Consider the following 24,781-nt stretch of genomic DNA (forward strand, 5'->3'; position numbering starts at 1 on the left):
TTAGATCTGTTCACCAAACAAGTCATATTCACTGGAATCCGTAATACGCACGCGCACCATCTGGCCGGGTTCCAGTTTTTGTTCGCTGGTGATGAAGACGTTGCCGTCAATTTCGGGGGCGTCGGCGCTGGAGCGGCCAACGGCATCGCCGTCTTCGTCGATCTCATCAATCAGCACGTCCATTTCGCGGCCCACTTTGGCAGCCAGGCGAGCGGTGGAGATGGCTTGCTGATGTTCCATGAAGCGTTCCCAGCGCTCTTGCTTGACTTCGTCAGGGACGATGCCGTCGAGTTTGTTGGCGGGGGCGCCTTCCACGGGGGAGTACTGGAAACAGCCGACGCGATCCAGCTGGGCTTCGGTCATCCAGTCCAGCAGGTACTGGAAGTCTTCCTCGGTTTCGCCGGGGAAGCCCACGATGAAAGTGGAGCGGATGGTCAGATCCGGGCAGTCCTGACGCCATTGCTTGATGCGAGACAGGGTGCGGTCCTCAAACGCAGGGCGCTTCATGGCGCGCAGCACGGAAGGGCTGGCGTGCTGGAAGGGGATATCCAGGTACGGCAGCACTTTGCCCTCGGCCATCAGGGGAATGATATTGTCCACATGCGGGTAGGGGTAGACGTAGTGCAGACGCACCCACGCACCCAGCTCGGACAGGGCGGCGCTCAAGTCCAGCATGCTGCTCTTGACGGGGCGGCCATTCCAGAAGCCGGTGCGCTGGCGGATGTCCACGCCGTAGGCGCTGGTGTCCTGCGAGATCACCAGCAGCTCTTTGACACCTGCCTTGACCAGACGCTCGGCTTCGCCCAGCACCTCGCCGACAGGACGGCTGACGAGTTTGCCGCGCATGGACGGGATAATACAGAAGCTGCAGCTGTGGTTACAGCCTTCGGAAATCTTCAGGTAGGCGTAGTGACGCGGGGTCAGCTTGATGCCTTGTGGCGGTACCAGATCAATGTAGGGATTGTGGTCCAGCGAGGGCGGGGCGGCTTCACGCACGGCGCGCAGGACTTGTTCATATTGCTGGGGGCCGCTGACGGACAGCACCGAGGGGTGTACGTCGCGAATCAATCCTTCGTCCACACCCATACAACCGGTAACAATGACACGGCCGTTCTCAGCCAGTGCCTCGCCGATCGCTTCCAGCGATTCGGCCTTGGCGCTGTCGATAAAGCCACAGGTATTGACCACCACCACATCCGCATTGTCGTAGCTGGGGGTGATCTGATAGCCGTCGGTACGCAGCTGGGTAAGAATTCGTTCGGAATCGACCAGGGCCTTGGGACAACCCAGGCTCACGAATCCGACTTTGGGGGCGCTCATAGAGGGTCCTTCTGGAGCTTGAGGGCTCGAAATTGGGAAATAGACTTGATTTTACCGTCCCATGCCCGGATGCGTGCGGATCTTGTGCGTTTGAGCCCGGTTTATGCGGCAAATAGTGCTACAGTCGCAGTCATATTTTTCTTTTCTAGCGGTTGTTCTGTGTCCGACACCCATCTTTCCCCCTCTTTGCCCCTGTCCGAAGTCATGCTGCTGAGCGCGCGCAATATTGAAGGCGTGCTGGCAGGCAAGTCCCTGACTGAAAGCCTGGCTGCAACGCCAGCGCCAGCCCGGGCGGCGGTGCAGTCTGTCAGCTTCCATGTTTTGCGCCGTCTGGGCCATGCCCGTCAGATTCGTATCACGCTGGTGCCGCGCCAGCCCAGCAATACCTGGCTGGATGCCTTGCTGATGGTGTCGCTGGCCTTGCTGGATACAGCCATGCGTGTGCAAGAGGATGCCAGGACTTTTGAGGATCGCCCGGATGTGCCGGTCTATGCCGTGCATACGGTGGTGGATCAGGCTGTGCGTGCGGCTGATAGCCAGGCTGCGCTGCGTCTGTCCAAGGGCTTGGTGAACGGGGTGCTGCGTCGCTTTACACGCGAGCGCAAGATGATCCTGTCTCAGGTAGAGAGCCGTCCCGAAGCACGCTGGAATCATCCTGGCTGGTGGGTCAAGGAATTGCGTCGTGCTTACCCACGTGATTGGGAAGCGTTGTTGCAAGCGGCTAATCGCCCCGGTCCTTTGACCTTGCGTGTGAATCAGCGTCGTTGCTCGGTGGAGCGCTTGCAGGCGGTGCTGACGGAAGCCGGGATTGCGTCCAGCAGCCCCGGCACGGGTGCCGTTACCTTGGACAAGGCCATGCCGGTTCAGGCGATTCCTGGGTTTGATCTGGGCTGGTGGTCGGTGCAGGACTGGTCGGCTCAGCAAGCCGGTCTGCTTTTGCCAGTCAAGGATGGCATGCGCGTGCTGGATGCTTGCGCGGCCCCGGGTGGCAAGACCGCTCATTTGCTGGAGCAGGCGGATGTTTCCTTGTTGGCCCTGGATTCGGACGGCGAGCGTCTGGAGCGCGTAGGTCATAACCTGCGTCGTCTGGGCCTGGCCAGCGACAAAGTTCAATTGAAACGGGGCGATGCGGCTCGTCCTGCCCAGTGGTGGGATGGTCAGCCCTTTGATGCCATCCTGGCTGACGTGCCTTGTACCGCTTCGGGTATTGTGCGTCGTCACCCCGATATTCGCTGGTTGCGCCGCGAGTCGGACATTGCCGATACCGCGCGTTTGCAAAGCTCTATACTGGATGCCTTGTGGTCCACATTGCGGCCCGGCGGGCATTTCCTGTATTCGACCTGCTCGATTTTCCCGGCTGAAGGGGAGCAACAGGTCGAGGCATTTCTGGCCCGTCACCCCGAGGCGCAGCTTTTGGACTCTCCTGGCCAGATTTTGCCCGGCGTTGCGGGACGATCGCTGGCAGATGGCGACGGTTTTTTCTACGCCTTATTTACGCGCCCGGTTTGACTTGTCACAATTAGGGCTCTGACTTTGTCCTTTTTGCGGTTAATCACGATGTGGCGCGTTTTTCTGTCTTTTCTGCTGATTTTCAACTGCGCGCTAAGCTCGGCCAATACCATTGTGCCGGTCGCTACGTCGGGAGAGCGGGTCGTCAAGGTCGAGCCCCATATTCGGGACGAAAAACTGTATATCGACGCGGATGTCGAATTCGAGTTAAGCCCAGAATTGCGTACCGCTGCCGAGAAAGGGGTGCCGCTGTATTTCACGGTTGAAGTGGAATTGGCCAAACCCCGCTGGTACTGGTTTGACAAAAATGTTGTTAAAGAACAACAAACTTGGCGGGTCGTGTATAACGCCCTGACCCGACAGTGGCGCGTGGGCACCGGGGACCTTTCTCTGCCCGAATCCTCCATGAACGACGCATTGGCCATGCTGCGGCATATTCGCGGCTGGGCCGTGGCCTATGTGGCTGATCTGGATCGCGACCAGGAATACCAGGGTCGTGTACGTTTGCGCCTGGATACCTCTTTGCTGGCCCGTCCGTTTCAAGTGGACGCCATCAATAGTTCTGCCTGGACATTGGCTACTCCATGGAAAACCTTTTCCTTTTCCGTCTCCGTCGACGAGCCCCAACCTTGATACGTTGGATCTTGCGCACCGCTCTGTTCGGAGCGGGTGTCAGCGCGTTGGCGCTGTTTTCTCTTCTTGTCTGGTCTACGGGTAATGCTTCGCGCTATGCGCAGCAGTATGACTTGCTGCTGGTGCTTAACGGTGTACTGGCCGCCACGCTGATTTCCTGGGTGCTGTTGCTGACGATTCGCCTGTTCAGACAAATACGCCGGCGTCAGTTTGGTGCCCGCATGACGGCGCGCTTTGCCTTTTACTTCACCCTGATCGGCATTATTCCGGGGGCATTGATTTATCTGCTTTCGGTGCAGTTCATGTCACGATCGATCGAGTCCTGGTTCAACGTGCGGGTAGATACGGCGCTGGAATCAGGCTTGAGTCTGGGACGTGCCGCCCTGGATTCGCAGCTCAATGAGCTGGAAGGTCGTGCCAATGAAATGGTGTCGGCACTGAACAAGGCGGATAGTGCGCAGTACAGCAGCTTGCTGATCTCCTTGCGTGAGAACAGCGGGGTGACGGAGGCAATGGTGTTCTCCGGCAATGGCCGTTTGATTGCCTTTTCCTCAGCACGGTATGACACCTTGCTGCCGGATATGCCGCCCTCCAGCGTGATGAATCAGCTGCGTATTGCAGGCCGCTATTCGGCTGCCGAGGTGGATGATGATGCGCCTGTTCACGACAACGGCCTGGACGAAGGCGGGGTTCCCGCAGAGTCCACGGGCTTGCGTCTGCGCACGGTTCTACCATTGGCCGATCCCAATCGCTTTGCGGCAACCTTGAGTGGCACGGCAGACTCGCGCTGGCTACAGGTCATTCAGCCTGTGCCGGACAAGATTGCACGCAACGCCAACCAGGTGCAGCAAGGTTTCCGGGATTATCAGGAGCTGGCTTTATCTCGTCAGGGCTTGCGCAAGCTCTACGGCATAACGTTGACGCTGGCCTTGATTCTGGCGGTGTTTACGGCTGTGGCGGCTGCCTTGGCCTTGTCGCGCCGCCTGACGCGTCCTTTGCTGACATTGGCTGCCGGGACGCAGGCGGTAGGGGTAGGGGATTACCGGGCTTTGCCTGAGCCACCTGCCAAAGATGAAGTGGGCCAGCTGACCCGCTCTTTCAATGCCATGACTCGGCAACTGGATGAAGCGCGCCGCATGGTCGAGAAAAATCGTCTGCAGCTGGAACGCTCCAATATGTACCTGGAGTCCGTGCTCAGTAACCTGTCCAGTGGTGTACTGGCGTTTGACGAGATGTTCCGCGTCACCATGTTCAACCAGGGGGCGCAGCGTATCTTGCAGGTGGATTTGCGCTCCATCAAGGGGCGTCCGCTGGAAACGCTGGAAGGGGCCATGACCTTTGCCTCGGTGATACGTGAAGCCTTTTCCACGCATCAGGCCATGGGCTCGGATCATCCTTACTGGCAGCAGCAGTTTGAATTGGAAATGCAAGAAGGTAATGAAGCGCGTGATACTATCGTCACCGTTTTGGCCCGTGGTACCTTGCTGCGTGTAGATGGTCAGCCAACCGGGTATCTGGTGGTGTTTGACGATATTACCGACGTGATTTCCGCCAGCCGACTGGTGGCCTGGAGCGAGGTGGCTCGACGCCTGGCACACGAGATCAAGAACCCGTTAACGCCTATTCAGTTGTCGGCCGAACGACTGGCCATGAAACTGGAGTCGCAGCTGGATGAAGTCCATGCTGCCATGTTGCTGCGCTATACCAATACCATCGTCAATCAGGTCAGTTCGCTCAAGAAGATGGTGGAAGATTTCCGAGAGTATGCTCGTAAACCGGCGACTCAGATGCAAGCTCTGAATCTGAACGAGCTGATTACCGAAGTGCTGACTTTATATGGTTGGGACCCGGAAGAAGGCATGGTCCGGGACGATGGTTATAGTGTGGCAATTGATGTGGAGCTGGACCCTGATTTGCCCATGGTTCAAGGCGACCCCACGCAGCTGCGGCAGGTTATCCATAATCTGCTGGCCAATGCTCGCGAAGCGGCTGCCCAGGATCAATCACTTGACCAGGCGCATGTATTTGTTAAAACCATGATTGCGGGCGTAGAAGGTTCCGACTCTTCTGATGCGGTCAGTTTTGTGGTGTCAGATAACGGGCCTGGTTTTGATCCCCAGATGCTGGTGCGCGTTTTTGAACCTTACGTAACCACCAAGCCCACCGGCACGGGTCTGGGACTTGCTATAGTTAAGAAAATCATCGAGGAGCACGGCGGCAGAATCGATGTTTCCAATCGTCGTGAGGGGGGGGCTCGCATTTCCATCCTCTTTACCCGGCTTGCTGGCCAGCATATTCGTCTGGACTCTGGGCGGCGAGCAAACGATAATGCGTAAAAATCACGTAGGTGACGTTTTATGGCCAGAATTCTGGTAGTTGATGACGAAATCGGCATTCGGGAACTTTTGTCGGAAATTCTTTACGACGAAGGGCACACCGTGCAATTGGCAGAGAATGCCGCCCAGGCTCGCGAGGCACGCTTGCGGGGCCGCCCCGATCTGGTCTTGCTGGATATCTGGATGCCAGACACTGACGGTGTCAGCCTGCTCAAGGAGTGGGCTTCTCAAGGTTTGCTGGATATGCCAGTGGTCATGATGAGTGGTCACGCCACGGTGGATACCGCGGTGGAAGCAACCCGTATTGGTGCGGTGGACTTCCTGGAAAAACCCATTACCATGCAGCGCCTGCTCAAGACTGTTGCTTCAGGTCTGGAGCGTACTGTTGCACCCAAGGCGCTGTCAGCCGCTGCCCGCCCGGTGGTTCAAGGTGGTGATCGCCGCCCTGAAACCGCCACCATGGCTCCCGGTATGGCACCTGCCATGGCCGTCCCTGAAGTCGAGCAGGATGAGTCCCAGCTGGGCAGCATTTCTTTGGATCTGCCTTTGCGCGAAGCGCGTGACGAGTTCGAGCGCATTTATTTTGAATATCATCTGCGCCGCGAAAATCACAGCATGACGCGTGTGTCGGAGCGTACTGGTCTGGAACGCACCCACTTGTACCGCAAGCTTAAACAGCTGGGTATAGACTCGTCGCGCAAGCGTAACCAGTCTTGATACAGTAGTTACCAAATGCATGGCCGGTAAAGTTCCGGCTAGCCCTGTAGCTGCGGGTAAAAGCCGCTCCAGGAGTCGAGAGTATGGCGGCCTTTTCAGGCCGCCTAGTCGTTTAAAGAGCGGCGACGGTTGCCGCAACAGGCAGTGCCTGCAATTTGCTCACGGTATCCAGGCATGTACGGGCCGCTTCCTGGCCCTTGATCACAAAGTGACGGTGGAAGTAATCGTGGTGCTCTTTGCCATCATGGAAATGGTGAGGAGTCAGCACGACTGAAAACACCGGCACGTTGGTGCTGAGCTGGACTTGCATCAAGCCTTGAATCACTGCGGTAGCCACAAAGTCGTGGCGATAAATACCGCCATCAACCACCAGACCGGCAGCCACAACAGCGGCATATTGACCCGATTGGGCCAGACGTTGAGCATGCAGTGGGATTTCAAAGGCGCCGCCCACTTCAAAGAAGTCGATCAGGCTGCTGTCGTGGCCCAGAGCTTTGACTTCGTCGATAAAACCCAGTCGGGCCTGATCCACAATGTCCTTGTGCCAGCAAGCTTGAATAAAGGCGATACGGGGAGCCAGAAGATTGGCTGAGGTAATACTGTTCATGTTGATTTCCTGTTTTATGACAACAAAAACAGGGCATGCAGGAAGCAGGATAGCTCAAGCCCATAGCAGGATGACTCCTGTACAGGTTATGAGGGTATCCCGTTCTCTCTTTATCCGGACTATACCGTCGGCCCCGGAATCACACCGGGTCTGCTGTCCCTGACCACAGGTCAGGCGCTCGCGGGCTAGGCTAGTGCCATTACCGCCGGTGGGGACTTGCACCCCGCCCTGAGAACGTAGTTGGCCGGGGAGGCCAACCGGACGAGTTTACCGCTAAACCGTTTTTTTGTCAGAGGCGGGAGCCGCTAGTGGCAGCAAGAGCCTCAGAGTGCAGGGTGCGCCGGGCAGGAACAGGGCCTGGCCACTGTGGCGCAGCATAATCTGGCGCACAATCGTCAGCCCCAGGCCCGCTCCTTTGCTGGCGCTGTCTTGCTTGTGAAAACGCTCAAAGGCCAGATGAGCTGTTTGCGCGTCCAAGGCTGCACCTTGATCGCTGATATCGATCGCGCATTGGTCTGGCTGTGGGTTATGCAAATGCAAGCTGACCGTGCCTTTGCCATGCGTCAGGGCATTGTCCAGTGCGTTGACAATGGCTTCGGACAGATCGGCCTCGCAGGCTTGAACAGTATCGAGCGAACTATCATCGTGAAATTGGATCTCCCGATTGGTCTGCTCGAAAAGCGGCCATAAGTCTCCCATCACACGGCGGCACAACGGTGCCAGGGCTGTGTGGTCTGTTAGCTCCGTAGCCTGCTCCTGCTTGCGGGCCAGGCTGAGCCATTGGCTGACCAGCCGCTGCAAGTGGCTAATATCCTCACGCAGCAAATCCCAGTTCTGATCGCTATGGTGTTCGGCCGTTTGCAGACGCAAGGACATTACAGCTAATGGGGTGCGTAGTTGGTGCGCCGCATCTGCGACCAGTTGCTGCTCATGTTGATAGGCCTGCATCAGGCGGTCCAGACTTTGATTGACGGCCTGTGCCAAGGGGCGAATTTCTTTGGGCAGTTCAGTGACCGGCAAGCGCAGCTCGGGTTGAGCAGGGCCCAGCGTCGCAGCCAGATTTGCCGCTTGTCGTACCGGGCGCAAGGTCCAATGAATCAGCCAGGTGATCAACAACAGACCCACCGCACACACCGGCAGCCACAAAAGCAGTGAGCGCCACATGCGGGTTTGCAGCAAGGCTCCGATCAGCTCTCTTTCGCGCTGGTCTCGTTTGGCGATCATCAGGATTTCGCCACTGGGCAGCGTGACCGAAACCGACACCACATAGCCACTGCGATGCTTCAGCCTGAACAAGGCCAGCTCGTCTTCGGGCTGAGCAGGGCGCAGGCGTCGTGGACTTGCCAGATTGGATGAAGCCTGGAGCAACTCACCCTCGGCGCTGTACAGAGAATAGGACATTTCGCCACCGGCGTACTGACGTGGCAAGCTGTCCAATGATTCCGAGGGTTTAAAGTCGCGGGCGATTTCTTCGGCCTGCAAAAACAGGCTGATGCGGCGCAGCTCGTCTCGTGTATCGAACAAGGACAGGGCCAAAGTGCAAAAGCCCAAGGCCAGCATCAGCAAAAGGCTGATCAGTAATCGCCCGCGCAGACTGAAGGCGCGCCTGCTCACAGAGCGCGCAAGCGGTAGCCCACACCGCGCACCGTGTCGATGCAAACCAGGGCATTTTGCTCGCGCAGCTTGCGGCGTAGTTTGGAGATCAACGCTTCGATGGCATTCAGACTGATGTCGGTCTGGTTTTGATAGAGCTGCTCCAGCAAATAATCCTTGACCAGCAAACGGGGGCTGGCCTGCATCAGCTCCAGCAAGAGCAGGCTTTCCCGCCGTGGCAACATCAAGGCTTGGTCATTGACCCAGGCTTGTCGCACTTCAGGCTCGAATCGTAGATTCGCGATCACCAGTTGCTGGTAACGATGGGGCGCAGCCCGCCGCAGGATTGCGCTAAGGCGGGCCTCCAGCTCAAGCAGATCAAAGGGTTTGAGCAGATAGTCGTCCGCACCGCCACGCAGCCCTTGAATGCGATTGTGGACGGCATCGCGCGCACTCAAGATCAGGCAGGGCAGGCGCTGGCTGCGATCTGGGCGATGCAGCTGCGCCAGAACTTCCATGCCGTCCATATCGGGCAATCCCAGATCCAGAATCAGGGCATCAAAGCTATGTTCTTGCAGCAGGGCAAGACCAATCCGCCCCGTCGTAGCGGTGCGAATTGCATATCCCTGCCCTTGCAGATGGCTTGCCAACAGGCTCAACAAAGGCCGGTGGTCTTCAATAATCAGAATAGTTTTCATCAGACTACGGTCAGAAACCGGGCTCATGATAGTAGCAAATAGAAATGAGTTTGGTTCGTATTATAAATAATGGAAGAAGTCTGATGAAAATGAGAACGGGCTTGCGTTGGCCCTTGGCCGCCTTATCCCTGGCGTGCATGTCCGCCTGGGCTCAGGAACGCAATGAAGTTGAGCAGTTAAGTGCAATCTCGGTGACCGCCTCGGGATTCGCTCAGGAAGTGGTGAGCGCACCAGCCTCTATCACCGTGATTCCGCGCGAGGAGCTGGAGGGGAAACGCTTCGAGTCTTTGGCCGATGCCTTGCGCCAGGTGCCGGGCGTCAGCATTTTAGGTGGCGACAAAGGGGCTATCTCGATTCGTGGCATGGAGTCCGAGCATGTGCTGGTCTTGATTGATGGTCGCCGCCAGGACATGCGCCAGATCACTATGAAGGGTGGGGTGTCTGAGGCTCTGGATATGAACTGGATTCCCCCGCTGGAAGCCATTGAGCGTATCGAAGTGGTGCGGGGGCCGATGTCGACCTTGTACGGCTCCGAAGCCGTGGGTGGGGTCATCAATATTGTGACACGCAAAGTGGCCGACAAATGGCACGGCTCCTTGACCGGTGGCTATACCTTGCAGGACAGTGGTTCGGCTGGAAATAGCGGCTCGGCTGATTTGTACCTGTCTGGCCCCATCGTGCCGGGGCGCTTGGGCTTGCAGTTCTGGGGCTACCACAAGCAACGTCAGGAAGATCAGGTGTTGAATGGCTTTGCGCGTGCCAAACGTCAAAACGGTACGGTGCGTTTGTGGGCAACCCCCAATAACAATCATGAGTTCATGTTTGAAGCTGGCCGCACGACCCAGCATTTCTGGACCACCCCCGGCAAGTCATTGGCTTTGACGGGCAAGGCCAATGAAAACGAGTACGTGCGCGACAGCTATACGCTGGCCCATACGGGGCGTTGGAGCCGCTTTGATACGGAGCTAAGCCTGAACCGTGAACAAGCCTATCGCGATGGCCCCACTCAAAGCGCCCGCCCTGATCTTCGCAATACCGTGATTGATGGCAAGCTCACCCTGCCTTTGGCCGATCACATGCTGGTGGGTGGTTTTCAGTGGCGCAACAGCGAGTTGAAGGCCGATGGCTACTACGCCAATCCGAATGGCGCAGGTGTGGATACTTCCGTGCGTGAATACTCCCTGTTCCTGGAAGATGAATGGAGCTTGAGCCCATCCTTCGCCCTGACCGGCGGCGTGCGCATGGACGACAACGAGTTCTATGGCCGTCACTGGACTCCCCGTTTGTACGGTGTCTGGAGTGCGACGGATGCCTGGACGCTGAAAGGCGGGATCGCCAAGGGTTTCAAGTCTCCGACCATCATGCAAAGCAATCCGCAAATCGGTTTGCCGCAGCGTGGCGGTGCTTATACCTGGGGCAATCCGGATCTGGAACCTGAGGTCAGCACCAACGTAGAACTGGGCTTGTACTTTGACGATGGCGGACCGTTGAGCGCCAACGCTACTTTGTTCCACACCCGCTACAAAAACAAGATCGCCAATACCGGCTCGCGTCAGCTGTACTACCCCGATGGCCGTCCTGTGCCACCGGACCCGTATACCAACAGCATGTATAGCACCTACTTCAATATCACTGAAGCACGGGTTCAGGGTCTGGAACTGGGCTTGGCCTATCGCTTTAACGAGCAATGGAAAGTGCGCGGCAGCTATACCTTTACGGACTCCAAGGTGCGTAATGGCAGCGCCACTATCCTGGGCTTTGGCTACCCGCAGTCTGAAGGACAGCCCTTGGTGGCGACCCCACGCAATATGGGCAGCCTGACCGTGGACTGGACGCCGAATGAAGCCGTGTCAGCCTTCTCGACCTTGAACGTGCGTGGTCGGGAAACCAATATTTCCTGGGGACAGGGCGGTGCTGTCAGCGAAAGCATGGGGACGATTGCTACGGTGGATCTGGGAGCTAGCTGGCGTGCCAGAAAAGATCTGAGCTTGAGCGCGGCCGTCTATAACCTGACCGATCGTCGTCGCGACTCGGGTACCAGCGGAGCCTATTTCTATGCGGAAGATGGCCGCCGCTTCTGGTTGCAGGCCGAATACCGCTTCTAAATGCGGTTTATTCCTGGGGTTTGGGGCGGCGGCTGATTGTGGAGATCGGCACGCTGACCTCGCCCTGGGTGCTGCGACGGCTACGAGCGCGCCAGGCGTGCCCGTACGCAATTTCCAGGCTCAGATGCAAGGTGCCGTCCATATGGCGCTGTTTCTCCAGCGCATTGAGCAGGCGTTGACGCCAGGGCAGGGTGCTCAGGCTGGCCTTGCGTTGTGGGTGCGGATTGCCGCCCAGTAGACGCAAATCATCCAGCAGTTTTTCAGCGCTGCGGTAGGTTAGCGTCACGACCTCCTGATCCATCACGGGATCAGCAAAACCGTTTTCCAGCAACAGATCGCCAAAGTCGTGCATGTCCACGAATTCCAGCGTTTGGGTGCCCAGATCCGCTTGCTCCATGGCACTGCGCAGCTCGGCAAAAGAGCCGGGACCCAAGCAGGAGAACATGACCAGCGTCTCGGGTTTCAGCAGGCGGTTCCATTCAGCCAGGACTCGATGCGGTTCCGGGTGCCAGTGCAGGGCCATGTTCGACCAGACCAGCTCCTGGCTTTCTGCGGGCAGGCCGCTATTGGCCATATCGGCCTGAACCCAGTTGGCAGCAGGGGTAGGTTGGTTGCGTAGTTTTTGCCACAGGCTGGGTTTGGATTGGTAGCGCTCGCGGGCAACCTCCAACAGCTTGGCGCTGCGGTCCAGGCCGGTGTAGTTCATATCCGGGTAGCGGGAACGCAAAGGTTCCAGCGCGTGGCTGGCACCACAGCCGGCATCCAGAATATGAGTGGGTTGCAAGCGCACCAAAGCCAGCCGGGACAACATCCGTTGCGCGACTTCACCATAAAGAAACTGAGCGTGATCCAGGGGAGCGCGGCGATTGAATTGCTGCTCGACGTGGGCGGAGTTGATTGGTAAAGAAGGTAACTGGGACATAGTTGCGCGGACGTTGCTGGCCTGGATCAGTGGCATGTGCTGTGATCGGATTAGCCTGGCTCTGAAAGGTAATGATCTATTATGGCGCATCCCCTGTTTCGGCGCGAGCCGACCCACCGTCTTGTAGGGATTCCACTGCTGGCACGGCCTTGTGTGCTGTGTGGATTACGTTCGCAAACTGGCCCACTGTGTCGCTTTTGCCGACACGCGCTGGCAACACCGGCCCAGGATTTGCGCTGTCCTCGTTGTGCTCTGGCCTTGCCGCCTTTGGCTTTACTGGCCTGCCCGGATTGCGGAGCAGGGCAGTTGTCTCTGCAAGCGACGGTTGCCGGATTCGATTATGAGCATCCTGGCGATATGTTGATACATGCGTTTAAAATTTCCCGTCGGCTGGAAATGGCAGCGGTGTTGGCGGAACTGATGGTGCAGCAATGGCGTAGGCATGGGCCTGTGCTGAACGCTGCTTGCCGGGTCATTCCAGTGCCTTCGCAGCGTAAAGCCTTGCGCCGGCGGGGCTTTAACCCGGCAGCCGTGCTGGCCAAGCGCGTGGCACATGAATTGGGTTTGTCAGCTCGTTTGCATATCGTCGTGACGCAAGTACGGCATGAGCAGGCACAGAAGAACTTGGGGCGTCAGGCTCGCAGGCAGGCCATGCGGGGTGCTTTTAACCTACGGGAGTCGCTACAAGGGTGTGATGTGCTGTTGGTCGATGATGTGCTGACCACAGGAGCCACTTTGGATGCTCTGGCCCGGGCCTGCCGTTTGGAGGGTGCACAGTCTGTTTATGCCTTGGTCGCTGCACGAGCTCCCTGGAAACTGAAGGCATCCTAGCCCTGTATACTTCCTCGCTTGTTTGCGGCTTTTTCTGCACTTTTTAGGTTTTTCATGTTTCATATCGTCCTGGTTTCGCCCGAGATCCCCCCCAACACGGGTAACGTCATTCGACTGGCGGCCAATACAGGCTGTGTCTTGCACTTGGTGCGGCCCCTGGGCTTTGAGCTTGAAGACAGCAAGCTGCGTCGTGCCGGGCTGGATTATCACGAGTGGGCGCAGGTGAAGGTGCACGACAGTCTGGAAGAAGCCCTCCAGGCCACTGGCTCCGCGCTGGATCGCGCGTTTGCCCTGACTACACGTGGCAGCCATTTGCTGGCTGAGCAAGGCTTTCAGCCGGGTGATGTATTTGTATTTGGCCGCGAAACCGCAGGCTTGTCTGCAGAACAACTGGCCTTGTTTCCCAATGAGCAGCGGATTCGTCTGCCCATGTTGGCGGGGCAACGCAGCTTGAACCTGTCTAATGCCGTGGCGATTTGTGTTTTTGATGCCTGGCGGCAAGCGGGTTACGAAGGTGGTGTTTAAGCTCGTGCAGAGGCAGGCCGCAAGGGCGTAGTCGTGGGCAACGCCACATTTGTCATTGAACGGCGCTTATTTATTTTTTGGTAATGGCTGCAAAGAAAAAGGCCCCGCAAATCTTGAATTTGCAGGGCCGTTTTTTTCGATCTTGTCCTTACTCCAGCGACAGATTCAGGCGTTCAATCACTTCATCCCAACGAGCCTTGTCGGCAATGATCTTGTCCGTCATCTCCTGCGGGGTGGAAGGCTCGGACGAGAAGTAAAAGGCGTTGAGCTTGGCCTTGATGTCGTCGCGTTGCAGGATGGTGGTGATTTCCTGGTTCAGGCGTTTGACCACATCGTCCGAGGTATTGTGGGGCACAAAGAAGGCGTCCCAGGAAATCGCCTCGAAGTTTTCCAGACCGGCCTGTGCCATGGTGTCCAGACCGGGCAGCAATTCGCTGGGCTGCAGGGAGGTTACGGCCAGAGCTTTCACCTTGCCCGCTTCAACCTGGGGCATGGCAATGCCGGGCACCATGAAGGCGGCGTCAATGTCGCCACCAATAATGGCGGTCAGGATTTGTGGAAAGCCCGAGTAGGGGATTTGTTCCAGTTTGATATCAACCGCATGTTCCAGCATGGCCATGGCCAGGTGGGCTGAGCTGCCGGGGCCAACTGAGCCGTAGTTCAATTCGCCAGGACGAGATTTCGCCAGGGCAATGAACTCTTCTACCGTGTTGGCGGGCGAGTTGGCCGGCACGACCAGCACGTTGGGGCTGGTGCCAATCATGGAGATGGCCTGCAAGTCTTTCAGCGGGTCATAGCCCAGCGAGGTCTTGTACAGGGTGGGGGCGGTCACCATGGGACCATTGATGGTCAGCAGCAGGGTGTAGCCGTCGGGTTTGGCATGCGCTACGAAGCGGGTGCCGATATTGCCACCAGCACCGGGGCGGTTATCAACAATGATAGTCTGGCCCAAAGCTTGGGACAGGGGCTCGGAAATGGCACGGGCCAGGGCGTCAGGCGAGGAGCCTGCCGGGAACGGCACGACCATTTGAATCGGGCGCTCTGGCCAGCTGGATTGGGCCAGAGCCGATTGAGCCAGCAAACCAGTGCAGGCCAGCCCCAGGACGGAGCGGATCAGAAGATCACGAGAACGAGCAAGCAATGACATTGTTTTATTCTGAGTAAGAGACGGTTGACTGCAGTTCTGGCAGCGCGGGTGAAGTGCCAGATCGGGCAGACGAAGGTATTAGTGGCCTTCCTGCTTTGCCTCGCGGGTAAGCAAGGCGTGGACAGCTTCGCGCGGGGCCAGTTGTTCAAACAGGATTTGGCAGACCGCGGCGGTAATCGGTAATTCAATCTGGTGTGCTCGGCCCATTTCCAGAACCGAACGGGCACAGCGTACACCTTCAGCGGTAATGCCGGTGGCCAGGATGCTGTCCAGGCTTTCACCAGCACCCAGCGCCAGGCCTACTTGGCGATTGCGGGACAATTCGCCCGTAGCCGTCAGGACCAGATCCCCCAGGCCCGCCAGGCCGTAGAAGGTTTCGGATTGACCACCCAGCGCAACACCCAGGCGCTGCATTTCAGCCAGGCCTCGGGTAATCAGGGCGGCACGGGCGTTATGGCCCAGGCCCAGAGCGTCGGCAATGCCACAGGCAATGGCCATGATGTTTTTGACAGCGCCGCCCACTTCCACGCCGATCATGTCGGTGCTGGTGTACAGGCGCGCTTGCTTGCCATGCAAAGCCTCCAGGGCAATGCCGGCCATATCAGCAGGTTCGCAGGCCAGTGTCAGCGCAACAGGCAGGCCTTTAGCCACTTCCAGGGCGAACGAGGGACCAGAGAGCACGGCACGGCCTAACCAGGGATGGTCGGGCAGGCTTTCACGCACAATCTGGTGGGGTAACAAGCCGCTTTCCTGATGGAAGCCTTTACAGGTCCAGACCAGCAGGACGGGATGGCGGCGTGTGGCAGGCAGGTACTGCGCCAGATCCACACAGGTTTGCGCCAGGCCACGCACAGGCACGCCCAGAATCAGCAGGGCAGGGCCGGTGTCATCAGCCAGGGCAAACTCCATGACTTGCTGCAGGCTGTCGCTGGCCTGTAGCGAGTCGGGCAGCACGACATCGGGCAGGTAGGCTGGATTGCGATGATCCTGCCTGATGGCTTGTGCGGTTGATGCTTTGCGCGCCCATACCATCGTGGGAGCCTGGGGGCTGGCCAGAGCGGCCAAGGCCGTTCCCCAGCTGCCTGCGCCCAGGACTGCAACACGAACAGGAGTGTGCGCGTTTGACATCATCAGGCCTGCAAGGGCTGGCCGTCAGCGGGGGCGGCTTGCTGGGCCAGACGCTGCTCGTACAGGGACTGGAAGTTCACTTCAGTCAGGTGCAGGGCAGGCAGGGACGTGCGGTTGATGGCGTCGGCCACGGCAGCGCGCAAGTAGGGGTACAGCATGGTGGGGCACACAATGCCCAGCAGGGGTTCGAGCTGCTCTTCAGGAATGTTGGCAGCTTCAAAGATACCGGCTTGGGTAGCTTCCACCAGGTACATGACCTTGTCGCCAATGCGTGTGGTCACAGTAGCGGTGACGGTGCTTTCGTAGACGGTGTCAGCCAGGCGTTGGCCGCCTACATTGATGGACACTTCCACGGAAGGGGCCTCTTGCTCCAGAAAGATCTGGGGAGCGTTGGGCATTTCGATGGACAGGTCTTTGATGTAGGTGCGCTGCAGGCTGAAGCTGGGTTGTTGAGCTTCTTGGTCAGCGGCTGGGGTGTTCTGGTCGGCCATGGGTGATCCTATGGGATAAAAAAATTGTTAGAAAAAAAATCAGGCAGCCAGCAGAGGCAGCAGGCCACCTTCGCGGTCCAAAGCGGCCAGATCATCGTAGCCACCTACATGGGTGTCGCCAATGTAGATTTGGGGAACGGTACGCCGACCGGTGCGCTCCATCATGAGAGCGCGCTGTTCGGGTTCGCGATCAATCATGATTTTATTGATTTCAGTTACGCCGCGTTGCTTGAGCAGCATTTCAGCGCGCACACAATAAGGGCACACCATTGTGGAGTACATCGTGACTTTTGCCATGAGAGCCTCGTAGAAGGGGGAGCTTACGATTTTTTGACGGGCAGACTGGACTGCAGCCAGCCTTGAATACCGCCTTGCAATGTGTAGGCTTCGTTGATGCCGTGCTTGCGCAGGACGGCCACGCTGCGCGGAGCGCTGCGACCGGTATCGCACACCAGAATGACAGGCTTGTCTTTGGGCAGTGTGCTGGCCTTGGCGTCAAGGTCGGCAGCAGGAATGTTGCGAGATTGTGCAATTGCCCCGGCCTTGAACTGATCGGCGCTGCGCAGATCAATCAAAATAGCGTCTTTCTGGTTTACCATCTGTACCGCTTCCGAGCTTGAAACTGCGCGTCCCGCACGGCCTTTGAAAAAGCTGGGTATTAACAGCATAATGCCGGCAAGCACCGCAATTGCTAAAATTAGAAGATTGTTCTGACTTAAGATGAAGTCCACGTTAAATCCTGTTGATTACCAAGAAAAGCAAGAAAAAAGGGCAAGATCACACGATTATAGAGTGGCGCCAATTTTTCAACCTCGAGGCTGTTTTTACCATGTATAAACTTGTACTGATGCGGCACGGCGAAAGCCAGTGGAACCTGGAGAACCGGTTTACTGGCTGGACCGATGTCGATCTTACCGAAACCGGGCGTCAACAGGCAAAGCAGGCCGGTGATCTGCTTAAAGAAAACGGTTTTGAGTTCGACCTGGCTTTCGCGTCGGTCCTCAAGCGCGCTATCCGTACCTTGTGGATCGCCCTGGATTCGATGGACGCCATGCACACCCCCATAGGTTTGAGCTGGCGCCTGAACGAACGCCATTATGGTGCTTTACAGGGCTTAAATAAAGCCGAAACCGCACAAAAGTACGGTGAGGATCAAGTCCTGGTCTGGCGTCGTGCCTACGCAATCGCTCCCGAGCCCGTCGCTGAAGACGATCCACGCAATCCGCGTTTTGATGCTCGCTACGCGCGTGTGCCAGCTGATCAGCTGCCTCGCACCGAGTGCTTGCAAGACACCGTAGCCCGCGTGGTTCCTTTCTGGGACGAGTCCATTGCTCCTGCAATCCGCTCCGGCCGTCGCGTTCTGGTGACGGCTCACGGCAACAGCTTGCGCGCGCTGATCAAGCACCTGGACGGCATCTCTGACGAGGACATCGTTCACCTGAATATTCCTACCGGCCAGCCTTTGGTGTACGAGCTGGACGAAAACCTGCGTCCTATCCGTCATTACTACCTGGGCGACCAGGAAGCGATTGCGGCTCAGATGCAAGCCGTGGCCAATCAGGGCAAGGCGCAGTAAATAATGTGGCGCTACAGCGTTTGCCTGTTGCTGGCAGCCTGGACCTTACCGGCCCTGGCTGCTGATCCGGACTTGGCCGCCCGCCAGGCCCAGGCTCAAAAGCAGCAGGCAGAGCTGCGCCAGAAGATCGAATCGCTGCGCAAAACCATCGACACTAGCGAAAGCTCGCGTCGTGACGCCGCCAATGCCTTGCGCGAATCCGAGCAGGCTATTTCCGATATCGATCGCACGCTGGCTCAGATTGAGCAGCGGCAGGAACAATTGCACCAGCAGCTAGGTACGCTGGGCAAACAGATCAGCGAACAGCAAGTGATTAAAGAGCAACGTCAGCAGGAGCTGGCCGAGCAATTACGAGCGCAATACGCCAATGGTGTGTCGCCCTGGTCTGCCCTCTTGTCGGGTGATGATCCCAACGCCATTAACCGCGAATTGCATTACCTGGGCTATGTCTCGCGTCAGCAGACCGAGCAGGTTCATAAAGTACGTCGCACCGTAGAGCGTCTGGATCGCTTGCAGACCCAGGTTGCCGCGCGTGAGAAAGAGCAGGAGCAACTGGCCAAGGAGGCCGCGGCTCAGAAGGAAGCTCTGGAAGAACAAAAAGAAAAACGAGCCAAGGTGGTGGCTGACATCAGCGCCGAGCTGGAACGCCAGCGCGGTCAGGCTGCCAACCTGCAAAGTAATGACAAACGGCTGGGAGATTTGATCTCCGGCCTGGAAACTGAAATTGCCCGACAGGCCGAGCTGGCCCGTCGCGCCGAAGAACAACGCCGACGGGAAGCGGCGCGCCGTGCAGAGGAAGCGCGCAAAGCCGAGCTGGCTCGTCAGCAAGAGTTGCAGCGTAAAGCCAAACAAGAGCAGGCCGCCCGTGAACAGGCACGTCTGGAGCGCGAGCGGGAGTTGCTGGAGCGGGCTCGTGCCACGCAACCGCCTTTGCCTGCGGCCTTGCCACCTAGCAAGCCGGAACCTGCTGCGCCACAGAAGCCAGATCCGGAACCCATGATTCCGCGTCCACCGCTGACCTACACGCCGCCGACCGCGAACGAGCGTCTCTTGTCAGACAGCCTGGAAGCGTCGTCCGAGCCTAGCGAGCCGATCAGCAAACCGGCCACTCCCAAAGTGCGCGAGGTTCAGGTCGTTGAGGAGCCCGTTGAGCAGGCATCTGCTCCCGCCTTGGAACCAGAAGGTGGTTTCCAGGGTCTGAAACGTGGCTTGCCTTATCCGGTACGCGGCGAAATGCAAGGCAAGTTCGGGGCTGAACGTCCTGATGGCGGCATTTGGCGCGGTATTGTGTTGCGAGCACAGGCCGGCACCACGGTTCGCGCGGTAGCTCCAGGCCGAGTGGTTTTTGCCAGCTGGATGACCGGTTTTGGCAATTTGCTGATTATTGATCATGGCCGCGACTACTTGAGTGTCTATGCCTATAACCAGAGCACCCTCAAGCAAGTAGGCGATATTGTTGGGCGTGGGGATGCGGTTGCGCGGGTGGGAGCCACCGGGGGCCAGGTGGAACCCGGCCTGTACTTTGAGTTGCGCCATCAAGGCAAGCCAATCAATCCGCAGGTCTGGTTAGGTTCCTAAGCCACTTTTGCCTGCGGTGCTTACGTTTGCTCGCATTTGTTGCGCGGGGTAGCGACTCCAGCCCAGTTCACGCTGGTCGACGCTTTACGCTACTCTTATAATGCATGGTCGGGTCAGCTCCGGGAGGTGGCCCCGTCTTGAATCTGAAAATAATGGGAATGTGCATGAGCACTCGAAGGATTGGCAGCATTGGTCTAGTGGCAGCAGGTGCTGTGGGCGGTATCTTGATCAGCCTGGGCATTACTGCGGTCGCTCAACGCGGCGAGCCATTGCCTTTGCGCGAACTGCAGCAGTTCGCCAATGTGTTCGCTGCCATCAAGAACACGTATGTGGAGCCCCTGACGGATCAGGCCCTGGTCAATAACGCGATCAAGGGTTTGTTTACCGATCTGGATCCGCACTCGGCCTATCTGGATGCCGACGCTTTCAAGGAAATGGAAGCCATGACCCAAGGTGGGTTCGGCGGTCTGGGCATAGAGATTGGTAGCGAAGACGGGATGCCTAAAGTTATCTCGCCTATCGAGGATACGCCTGCGGCGCGCGCCGGTATTCTGGCGGGCGACATCATCACGCACATCAATGGCAAACCCACCAAGGATTTGAGCCTGAATGATGCCGTCAAGCAAATGCGTGGCGAGCCCAAAACCTCCATCAAGCTGACGATCCGTCGCGCTGGCCGCGACAAGCCGCTGGAGTTCAACCTGGTGCGTGATGTCATCAAGGTACGCAGTGTGCGCTCCAAGATGCTGGCTGACGATGTGGCCTATGTACGCATTGCCCAGTTCCAGGAACGCACCGCTGCTGATCTGGTCAAGCAGTTGTCCGAAGTTCATAAAGGCCCAGGCGCACCAAAAGGCTTGGTGATTGACCTGCGTAACGACCCTGGTGGCTTGCTGGAAAGCGCTATCGGCGTGACTTCCGCCTTCCTGGATTCGGGTGATCTGGTGGTTTCCACCAAGGGCCGTATTCCTTCCTCCAACCGCGAGTACTACGTCAAATCCATGCAGTCCGTTCTGGGCGAGCTGGATACGGACGCGGATGTTCTGAAGAAACTGGATTGGCTCAAGAACGTGCCTATCGTGGTGCTGGTAAACGTGGGTTCGGCCTCGGCGTCGGAAATTGTGGCCGGTGCTTTGCAAGACCACAAACGCGCCACCATTATCGGTAACCGCACCTTCGGCAAGGGCTCGGTGCAAAGTGTGGTCCCTCTGTCCGAGGAATCGGGCCTGAAACTGACGACTGCCTTGTACTACACACCTAACGGTACTTCCATTCAGGTGACGGGCGTACAGCCGGACGTGGTCGTGGATGACACCGCCCAGGGCAATCTGTTCCGCCTGCCGCGTGAAGTGGACTTGAAGCGCCACCTGGTCAACAGCAAGGTGGATGAAACTACCGAAGAAGAACAGCCTGATCTGGGCATGAGCCCGGAATTCAAGATGTTTGAATTCGGTGGTGACGACGACTTCCAGTTGCAGCAAGCGCTGAACCATCTGGCTGGCCGTCCTGTGATCAAGAATGATCCAGCCAAAGTAGCTGCGGCCAAGGAAGCGGCTGCCAAGCGCGAAAAGGAAGTGGAGTCCGAGTCGCCGGAAAAAAAAAGTCCCCTGAGTCAGCAACCCAGCGTTGAGCGGTTCCGAATCACCCCCAAGGGGCTCGAACCGGTAAAGCCGTAAACACAGGTTCCTGACGTGGAAGATCAGCAATTACTGCGCTATGCGCGGCATATTCTGCTCGATGAATTCGGGGTAGAAGCGCAGGAGCGGATTCTGGCTTCCCGCATCCTGGTCGTTGGAGCCGGGGGACTGGGTTCCCCCGTGGTGGCTTATCTGGCGGCCTCGGGTGTGGGCTCCATCATTCTGGTGGATGATGACCAGGTGGAATTGAGCAATCTGCAGCGTCAGATTGCTCACACCACCGATCGTCTGGGCTGGGACAAGGTTGAATCTGCCAAGCTGCACATCGAGCAGCTCAATCCCGAAGTGAAGGTGACACCCGTCGTTCAGCGTCTGGACGAAGCGGGCTTGATGCATTGGGTTCAGCAAGTGGATCTGGTTCTGGATTGCTGCGACAACTTCGCAACCCGCCATGCTATCAACCGTGTCTGCGTGGCACTACGCAAACCGTTGGTGTCCGGTGCAGCGATTCGCTTTTCGGGTCAGGTCAGTACTTACGACTTGCGTCAGCCCGAAGCTCCTTGCTATCACTGTCTGTTCCCTGAAGCGGACGACGTCGAGGAGCTGCGTTGCGCCACCACAGGCGTTCTGTCGCCTTTGTTGGGTATGGTGGGTAGCGCACAGGCGGTTGAAGCCTTGAAGCTGTTAGGCGGCTTCGGAGAGCCTTTGGTGGGCCGTTTGCTAAGTGTGGATGCCTTCAATATGAATTGGCATACCGTACGTTTCCGCAAAGATCTCGCTTGCCCGGTATGCGGTTCAGCGGCTGAACATGCCGATCACACTTGATCTGTTTCTGATCTCTGCTTCACGACTTCAGGCCATGAGCATGAAAATGGCCTGGCGTGATGCCAAAGCGCCGTCTAAATTGGCGGTGAAAGTAGGACAGATCTGAAAATCCCACTGAATAGGCTATTTGCGCCACCGTGTTGGACGATGTCTGGCGCAGCAGCTGTGCGGCTGCATCAAGCCGCAGCTGCATTAACTGGGCTGTAAAAGTACTTCCCTGTGCTTTGAACAGTTCCTGGACGGTACGCGGTGCCATACCCAGGTGCTCGGACAGGGCTGCAATATTCAAGGCGGGATCACCTAGTCGATCAGACAGATAGCCCAGTGCATCTTCGTACCGAGCCGCGCTTGGAGCAGGCGAGGCAGAGCGCCGCTCGTTAATGCTCATGGCCAACAGGTCGCGCAGACAACGCCAGGCCTGATCGTGCTGATTGGCCCGCAGGCCATCGGCAGACAGCAGCAAGCCTTGCAGATAGTGCTCCAGCAAGTGCAGGCTGGCACCTTGCGCCAGAGGCTGGGCGACCACGTCATTCAAAGGGCCGGTATAGGGTAGCAGCCCCTCCAGCGGCAAGCGCAGCGTGGTCATAATGACCTCGTCCACAAAATCCAGTGTGAAGGGGCTGGTGCCTATATTCAGGCTCAGGCTCCCGGCGGGGAGCCATTGCTCACGCCCGTTCTGAATCAGGCGGCAGTGGCCTTGTTGATGCACATTCAAGAACAACCAGGGTTGATCTGTTTGCGGCCTGCTTGTGCTGACCCGATAGGGCTGAGCGGTCAGCCGGTTGATCGCTACCTCCCCCAGACGTTGCGAGCGCAAGGTGCCATGAAAGTTTTGTCCGTGGCACTGCGTTTGCACATGCTGAAAGGACAGTGAAATGGCTTGAGTCCAGAGCTTGGCGCCTTGTCCGGGTGGCAAAGCCTGCGTATCCCAGTGGTAGTTCGTGCTCATGCGTTTTTTTCCGTCTTCTGCGCCATTGTCCAGATTGGGCTGCGCCCCAGTCCACGACACAGAGAGGCATTCGGCTCAAGAATAGTATCTAAGACAGTACTGCATGGTGAGCTATGGCGCACCTCGGTGGCTATCGGGTTTAACCATGAAGGGTGCCCAAAGCGCACCTGGAGACAACACAGGAAAGGAGCAGTCATGACAGAGCAGCTAAAGCAGGTCTACCCCTACATCAACGGACAGGCCTGGAAATCAGAAGGTCAGTTGCATAAGGACCTGGTCAATCCCTATACGGGCAAACCGCTGGCTCGCGTTTTTCTGGCGACCAAGCAGGACATTGAAGAAGCGCTAGCCAGTGCAGAACGTGCACAGCGCATCTGGGGCAAGATGCTGGCCCGTGAACGTGAAGCGATTTTGTGCCGTGCGGCTGACATTGTGGAACGCCGTCGCGACGACATCGTGCGTGTGCTGGTTGAAGAGGGCGGTAACGTCTTTGGCAAGGCCATGTTCGAGTGCGATTACATCGTCAGCACCTTCCGTATTGCCGCCGGTCAGACCCGCGATATTCGGGGTGAAACCATGCCGTCGGACCTGCCAGGGCGTATTTCCATGAGCATTCGTCGTCCTTTGGGCGTGGTGGCTGGGATCGGGCCTTTCAATGCACCTTTGCTGCTCAATGGCAAGAAGTTGGCCCCGGCACTGGCGGCGGGTAACAGTTTCATCCTGAAGCCTTCGCCGCATACGCCTATGGCTGCCTTGATGTTTGCCGAGATTCTGGAAGAAGCCGGTCTGCCTCCCGGTGTGTTGACCGTTCTGCTGACCACCGACGAAGCTCTGGGCGATACCTTGTTCTCTGATCCGCGCGTCAAACTGGTGACTTTCACGGGCTCGGCTCGAGTGGGTCGTATCCTGGCGGATCTGGCTGGTCGCCATCAAAAGCGCATTGTGCTGGAGTTGGGTGGTAAAAGCCCGGTCGTGGTGCTGGATGATGCCACGCTGGATTACGCTGTGCGCTCCGCCGCTTTCGGCATCTATTTCAATCAGGGCCAAGTGTGCATGGCCAACTCGCGCATCATTGTGGAGCAGGGCATTTACGATGCGTTCTGCGAAGCCTTTGCCAAGCAGGTGGCTCGTATTCCTACTGGTGATCCTGCTTTGCCACAAACCGCGGTTGGTCCGCTGATCAGTTCCGAACAGGCTGATTTTGTGCAGGCCCACATTCAGGACGCCGTCTCCAAGGGGGCCACCTTGCTGGCAGGTGGCGGCCGCGAAGGCAATGTGATCCAGCCTACGGCCTTGTGCGATGTGACCCCGGACATGCATCTGTACCACGAAGAGACTTTTGGTCCTGTGGCTGCCATCTACAAGGCGCGCGACTACGAGCACGCCCTGGAAATGGCTAATGATACTTCCTACGGCTTATCCTCTGCCATTCTGACCAACGATCTGCAAAAGGCCATGGATTTTGCCGAGCGTATCGAGGCAGGTTCGGTCCACATCAACGACAACTCCTTTGATGATGATCCGAATGCGCCTTTCGGTGGCTTCAAGGACAGTGGCTACGGCAAGGAAAATGGCCGCTACTCGATTGCGGACATGACCGAATTGAAGTGGGTCACCATTCAGCAAGGGGAGCGCCAGCTGGCGTTCTAAGCAG

Annotated in this window: 23 protein-coding genes and 1 riboswitch; of the genes, 12 read left to right on the plus strand and 11 right to left on the minus strand. The window is 57.7% G+C overall.

Annotated elements, in window-relative coordinates:
- Positions 1–1,320, minus strand: coding sequence for a 30S ribosomal protein S12 methylthiotransferase RimO (gene rimO, locus ACU6HM_RS16380; protein WP_252605578.1), 1,320 nt, complete (start codon positions 1,318–1,320; stop codon positions 1–3).
- Positions 1,321–1,524: 204 nt separating this feature from the next.
- Between rimO and rsmB the strand changes: the two genes are divergently transcribed.
- Genes rsmB through ACU6HM_RS16400 form a run of 4 tightly spaced genes read left to right on the plus strand, consistent with a single transcriptional unit; the run spans position 1,525 to position 6,515 of the window.
- Complete coding sequence (gene rsmB / locus ACU6HM_RS16385; protein ID WP_321291058.1) at positions 1,525–2,829, plus strand: 16S rRNA (cytosine(967)-C(5))-methyltransferase RsmB; 1,305 nt, start codon at positions 1,525–1,527, stop codon at positions 2,827–2,829.
- Positions 2,830–2,877: 48 nt separating this feature from the next.
- Positions 2,878–3,462: a DUF4390 domain-containing protein gene (locus ACU6HM_RS16390; protein WP_026483737.1), complete on the plus strand. Its 585-nt coding sequence runs from the start codon at positions 2,878–2,880 to the stop codon at positions 3,460–3,462.
- Positions 3,462–5,798 carry a sensor histidine kinase gene (locus ACU6HM_RS16395; RefSeq protein ID WP_026483738.1) on the plus strand — a complete coding sequence of 779 codons (2,337 nt, stop codon included), beginning with the start codon at positions 3,462–3,464 and terminating at the stop codon, positions 5,796–5,798. The genes ACU6HM_RS16390 and ACU6HM_RS16395 overlap by 1 nt, the downstream gene beginning before the upstream one ends.
- 21 nt (positions 5,799–5,819) lie before the next feature.
- Positions 5,820–6,515, plus strand: coding sequence for a response regulator (locus ACU6HM_RS16400; RefSeq protein ID WP_009458594.1), 696 nt, complete (start codon positions 5,820–5,822; stop codon positions 6,513–6,515).
- Positions 6,516–6,627: 112 nt separating this feature from the next.
- Here ACU6HM_RS16400 and ACU6HM_RS16405 read toward each other — a convergent pair whose 3' ends face one another.
- From ACU6HM_RS16405 to ACU6HM_RS16415, 3 genes are all read right to left on the minus strand, one after another.
- The gene (locus ACU6HM_RS16405) at positions 6,628–7,122 is read right to left on the minus strand and encodes a 6,7-dimethyl-8-ribityllumazine synthase (protein WP_009458595.1); all 495 of its coding nucleotides are present in this window, start codon (positions 7,120–7,122) and stop codon (positions 6,628–6,630) included.
- Between the two features lie 97 nt (positions 7,123–7,219).
- Positions 7,220–7,362: riboswitch (FMN riboswitch) on the minus strand.
- A 33-nt stretch (positions 7,363–7,395) separates the two neighbouring features.
- Positions 7,396–8,736: a HAMP domain-containing sensor histidine kinase gene (locus ACU6HM_RS16410; protein ID WP_336973354.1), complete on the minus strand. Its 1,341-nt coding sequence runs from the start codon at positions 8,734–8,736 to the stop codon at positions 7,396–7,398.
- On the minus strand, positions 8,733–9,413 hold the full coding sequence (locus tag ACU6HM_RS16415; RefSeq protein ID WP_021447183.1) for a response regulator transcription factor: 681 nt from the start codon (positions 9,411–9,413) through the stop codon (positions 8,733–8,735). The genes ACU6HM_RS16410 and ACU6HM_RS16415 overlap by 4 nt, the downstream gene beginning before the upstream one ends.
- Positions 9,414–9,496: 83 nt before the next feature.
- On the opposite strand from ACU6HM_RS16415, the gene ACU6HM_RS16420 reads away from it, so the two are divergent.
- Positions 9,497–11,518 (plus strand): TonB-dependent receptor domain-containing protein, encoded by a 2,022-nt coding sequence (locus tag ACU6HM_RS16420; protein ID WP_446764085.1) that lies wholly within the window; start codon positions 9,497–9,499, stop codon positions 11,516–11,518.
- Positions 11,519–11,525: 7 nt separating this feature from the next.
- Here the strand turns inward: ACU6HM_RS16420 and ACU6HM_RS16425 are convergent, their stop codons facing one another.
- Positions 11,526–12,440, minus strand: a complete 915-nt coding sequence (locus ACU6HM_RS16425; protein ID WP_031232879.1) for a methyltransferase domain-containing protein — start codon at positions 12,438–12,440, stop codon at positions 11,526–11,528.
- Between the two features lie 81 nt (positions 12,441–12,521).
- Between ACU6HM_RS16425 and ACU6HM_RS16430 the strand changes: the two genes are divergently transcribed.
- Together ACU6HM_RS16430 and ACU6HM_RS16435 are read left to right on the plus strand one after the other, a co-directional pair.
- On the plus strand, positions 12,522–13,271 hold the full coding sequence (locus ACU6HM_RS16430) for a ComF family protein (RefSeq protein ID WP_446764086.1): 750 nt from the start codon (positions 12,522–12,524) through the stop codon (positions 13,269–13,271).
- A 54-nt stretch (positions 13,272–13,325) separates the two neighbouring features.
- A complete protein-coding gene (locus tag ACU6HM_RS16435) occupies positions 13,326–13,796 on the plus strand; it encodes a tRNA (cytidine(34)-2'-O)-methyltransferase (RefSeq protein WP_446764087.1) in 471 nt (156 codons plus the stop codon).
- 148 nt (positions 13,797–13,944) lie between these two features.
- Here ACU6HM_RS16435 and ACU6HM_RS16440 read toward each other — a convergent pair whose 3' ends face one another.
- The 5 genes from ACU6HM_RS16440 to ACU6HM_RS16460 form a co-directional block, all read right to left on the minus strand.
- Entirely contained in the window at positions 13,945–14,943 is a 999-nt protein-coding gene (locus ACU6HM_RS16440) for a Bug family tripartite tricarboxylate transporter substrate binding protein (protein ID WP_009458612.1), read from the minus strand.
- A gap of 78 nt (positions 14,944–15,021) precedes the next feature.
- Complete coding sequence (locus tag ACU6HM_RS16445) at positions 15,022–16,074, minus strand: NAD(P)H-dependent glycerol-3-phosphate dehydrogenase (RefSeq protein ID WP_446764088.1); 1,053 nt, start codon at positions 16,072–16,074, stop codon at positions 15,022–15,024.
- Positions 16,074–16,562: a protein-export chaperone SecB gene (gene secB / locus ACU6HM_RS16450; protein ID WP_009458614.1), complete on the minus strand. Its 489-nt coding sequence runs from the start codon at positions 16,560–16,562 to the stop codon at positions 16,074–16,076. Before secB ends, ACU6HM_RS16445 begins: the two co-directional genes overlap by 1 nt.
- 39 nt (positions 16,563–16,601) lie before the next feature.
- Complete coding sequence (grxC, locus tag ACU6HM_RS16455; protein ID WP_009458616.1) at positions 16,602–16,859, minus strand: glutaredoxin 3; 258 nt, start codon at positions 16,857–16,859, stop codon at positions 16,602–16,604.
- A 23-nt stretch (positions 16,860–16,882) separates the two neighbouring features.
- Complete coding sequence (locus ACU6HM_RS16460; protein WP_226349166.1) at positions 16,883–17,230, minus strand: rhodanese-like domain-containing protein; 348 nt, start codon at positions 17,228–17,230, stop codon at positions 16,883–16,885.
- Positions 17,231–17,391: 161 nt separating this feature from the next.
- Between ACU6HM_RS16460 and gpmA the strand changes: the two genes are divergently transcribed.
- The 4 genes from gpmA to ACU6HM_RS16480 all read left to right on the plus strand — a co-directional run bounded on the left by gpmA (position 17,392) and on the right by ACU6HM_RS16480 (position 22,178).
- Positions 17,392–18,138: a 2,3-diphosphoglycerate-dependent phosphoglycerate mutase gene (gene gpmA, locus ACU6HM_RS16465; RefSeq protein WP_009458620.1), complete on the plus strand. Its 747-nt coding sequence runs from the start codon at positions 17,392–17,394 to the stop codon at positions 18,136–18,138.
- Between the two features lie 3 nt (positions 18,139–18,141).
- On the plus strand, positions 18,142–19,716 hold the full coding sequence (locus ACU6HM_RS16470) for a murein hydrolase activator EnvC family protein (RefSeq protein ID WP_083054738.1): 1,575 nt from the start codon (positions 18,142–18,144) through the stop codon (positions 19,714–19,716).
- Positions 19,717–19,880: 164 nt separating this feature from the next.
- Entirely contained in the window at positions 19,881–21,392 is a 1,512-nt protein-coding gene (locus tag ACU6HM_RS16475; RefSeq protein ID WP_021447177.1) for a S41 family peptidase, read from the plus strand.
- A gap of 15 nt (positions 21,393–21,407) precedes the next feature.
- Positions 21,408–22,178 carry a HesA/MoeB/ThiF family protein gene (locus ACU6HM_RS16480; RefSeq protein WP_009458628.1) on the plus strand — a complete coding sequence of 257 codons (771 nt, stop codon included), beginning with the start codon at positions 21,408–21,410 and terminating at the stop codon, positions 22,176–22,178.
- Positions 22,179–22,197: 19 nt separating this feature from the next.
- Here ACU6HM_RS16480 and ACU6HM_RS16485 read toward each other — a convergent pair whose 3' ends face one another.
- A complete protein-coding gene (locus ACU6HM_RS16485) occupies positions 22,198–23,127 on the minus strand; it encodes an AraC family transcriptional regulator (RefSeq protein ID WP_152978324.1) in 930 nt (309 codons plus the stop codon).
- 195 nt (positions 23,128–23,322) lie between these two features.
- Here ACU6HM_RS16485 and ACU6HM_RS16490 point away from each other — a divergent pair, with 195 nt between their 5' ends.
- Complete coding sequence (locus ACU6HM_RS16490; protein ID WP_021447176.1) at positions 23,323–24,777, plus strand: aldehyde dehydrogenase family protein; 1,455 nt, start codon at positions 23,323–23,325, stop codon at positions 24,775–24,777.
- The last annotated feature ends 4 nt before the right edge of the window (positions 24,778–24,781 follow it).

The sequence above is a fragment of the Alcaligenes sp. RM2 genome, assembly GCF_052931795.1.

What these genes read in the sequence shown, in the direction of transcription:
- rimO (WP_252605578.1), bottom strand. Translation starts at nt 1,320, where the DNA reads ATGAGCGCCCCCAAAGTCGGATTCGTGAGCCTGGGTTGTCCCAAGGCC.
- rsmB (WP_321291058.1), top strand. Translation starts at nt 1,525, where the DNA reads ATGCTGCTGAGCGCGCGCAATATTGAAGGCGTGCTGGCAGGCAAGTCC.
- ACU6HM_RS16390 (WP_026483737.1), top strand. Translation starts at nt 2,878, where the DNA reads ATGTGGCGCGTTTTTCTGTCTTTTCTGCTGATTTTCAACTGCGCGCTA.
- ACU6HM_RS16400 (WP_009458594.1), top strand. Translation starts at nt 5,820, where the DNA reads ATGGCCAGAATTCTGGTAGTTGATGACGAAATCGGCATTCGGGAACTT.
- ACU6HM_RS16405 (WP_009458595.1), bottom strand. Translation starts at nt 7,122, where the DNA reads ATGAACAGTATTACCTCAGCCAATCTTCTGGCTCCCCGTATCGCCTTT.
- ACU6HM_RS16415 (WP_021447183.1), bottom strand. Translation starts at nt 9,413, where the DNA reads ATGAAAACTATTCTGATTATTGAAGACCACCGGCCTTTGTTGAGCCTG.
- ACU6HM_RS16420 (WP_446764085.1), top strand. Translation starts at nt 9,497, where the DNA reads ATGAAAATGAGAACGGGCTTGCGTTGGCCCTTGGCCGCCTTATCCCTG.
- ACU6HM_RS16425 (WP_031232879.1), bottom strand. Translation starts at nt 12,440, where the DNA reads ATGTCCCAGTTACCTTCTTTACCAATCAACTCCGCCCACGTCGAGCAG.
- ACU6HM_RS16430 (WP_446764086.1), top strand. Translation starts at nt 12,522, where the DNA reads ATGGCGCATCCCCTGTTTCGGCGCGAGCCGACCCACCGTCTTGTAGGG.
- ACU6HM_RS16435 (WP_446764087.1), top strand. Translation starts at nt 13,326, where the DNA reads ATGTTTCATATCGTCCTGGTTTCGCCCGAGATCCCCCCCAACACGGGT.
- ACU6HM_RS16440 (WP_009458612.1), bottom strand. Translation starts at nt 14,943, where the DNA reads ATGTCATTGCTTGCTCGTTCTCGTGATCTTCTGATCCGCTCCGTCCTG.
- ACU6HM_RS16445 (WP_446764088.1), bottom strand. Translation starts at nt 16,074, where the DNA reads ATGATGTCAAACGCGCACACTCCTGTTCGTGTTGCAGTCCTGGGCGCA.
- secB (WP_009458614.1), bottom strand. Translation starts at nt 16,562, where the DNA reads ATGGCCGACCAGAACACCCCAGCCGCTGACCAAGAAGCTCAACAACCC.
- grxC (WP_009458616.1), bottom strand. Translation starts at nt 16,859, where the DNA reads ATGGCAAAAGTCACGATGTACTCCACAATGGTGTGCCCTTATTGTGTG.
- ACU6HM_RS16460 (WP_226349166.1), bottom strand. Translation starts at nt 17,230, where the DNA reads ATGCTGTTAATACCCAGCTTTTTCAAAGGCCGTGCGGGACGCGCAGTT.
- gpmA (WP_009458620.1), top strand. Translation starts at nt 17,392, where the DNA reads ATGTATAAACTTGTACTGATGCGGCACGGCGAAAGCCAGTGGAACCTG.
- ACU6HM_RS16470 (WP_083054738.1), top strand. Translation starts at nt 18,142, where the DNA reads ATGTGGCGCTACAGCGTTTGCCTGTTGCTGGCAGCCTGGACCTTACCG.
- ACU6HM_RS16475 (WP_021447177.1), top strand. Translation starts at nt 19,881, where the DNA reads ATGAGCACTCGAAGGATTGGCAGCATTGGTCTAGTGGCAGCAGGTGCT.
- ACU6HM_RS16485 (WP_152978324.1), bottom strand. Translation starts at nt 23,127, where the DNA reads ATGAGCACGAACTACCACTGGGATACGCAGGCTTTGCCACCCGGACAA.
- ACU6HM_RS16490 (WP_021447176.1), top strand. Translation starts at nt 23,323, where the DNA reads ATGACAGAGCAGCTAAAGCAGGTCTACCCCTACATCAACGGACAGGCC.